The sequence below is a fragment of the Burkholderia sp. BDU5 genome (assembly GCF_001522845.1).
GTDB lineage: Bacteria > Pseudomonadota > Gammaproteobacteria > Burkholderiales > Burkholderiaceae > Burkholderia > Burkholderia mayonis.
In genome coordinates, this window is sequence record NZ_LOWC01000041.1 from 1 (window position 1) to 832 (window position 832).

General features: G+C 69.8%; 2 protein-coding genes. Both read right to left on the reverse strand.

What is annotated here, in order from left to right:
- The coding region (locus tag WS69_RS07990) for a lysis system i-spanin subunit Rz (RefSeq protein WP_197419225.1) at positions 1-359 on the reverse strand (359 nt) is incomplete at its 3' end.
- Positions 359-832: lysozyme (locus WS69_RS07995; RefSeq protein WP_231747095.1), on the reverse strand; the 474-nt coding region annotated here is incomplete at its 5' end. The genes WS69_RS07990 and WS69_RS07995, both read right to left, overlap by 1 nt.

Below are 832 nucleotides of genomic sequence, written 5' to 3' on the forward strand. Positions count from 1 at the left end.
CCGTCGGCACCGGCTGCAGTGCAGTTCCGGACGGCGACGCGCAGCCGGTCAGTGCCAGCAGCGAGAGCAGCGCGCAGGCTGCGATTTTCGGTTTCATGGTCCGTTCGCTCCTTCGTGAGTTGTGCGTCGATGACTGCCACCTGCGAGGCGGCCGCGTCGTGGGCGGCGATCGCGCGCTGTTCCGCGGCGAGCGCCGCCTGCGAGATCGAGGCCAGGTCGCCGGCGTGCCGCTGCGCGTCCGCCGCGCGCGCGGCCTGCTCGTCGGCGAGTTGGCGCGCGCCGATCAGGTGCTCGATGCCGGCGCCGGCCGCCGCGCCAAGCAGCGCGGCCAGCAGATACGGCCAGAGGATCTTCAGCATCACAGCCCCCGCTCGCAAAGCGCGCGCTCTTCGGCACGCCGTTTTACCAGGCCGGGCAGCACGCGCCCGTCCGAATAGACCCACTGCGGCCGGCCCGCGTCCGACTGGTTCAGCGCGCGGCACGCGCCACGCCAGTCGCCCGCGTTGAAGCGCTTCGCCGATGTGCTGCCGCAGTACGCGGCCGGCCCGACGTTGTAGGCAAAGCTCACGGCGGCCGCGAGCTGGTACGTGTGCCCCTTCAAGCCAGGCGTGCACTTCAGCACCGGCTCAGCGTGCGCGATGAGTTGCTGCTCGAGCGACTCGCGGCACTCGGCCTCGCTGTACCGCTGACCGACGACGACGTTCGTCGTGTCACCCATGCACTTCGTCGGGATGCCAACCGGATCGAGATAGCCGATCAGCTTCCTCCCTTCGAACTTCGGGACGATGGAAACAAGAAGGGCTGCCGTAGCAGCCCCCACAACCCCCACCAG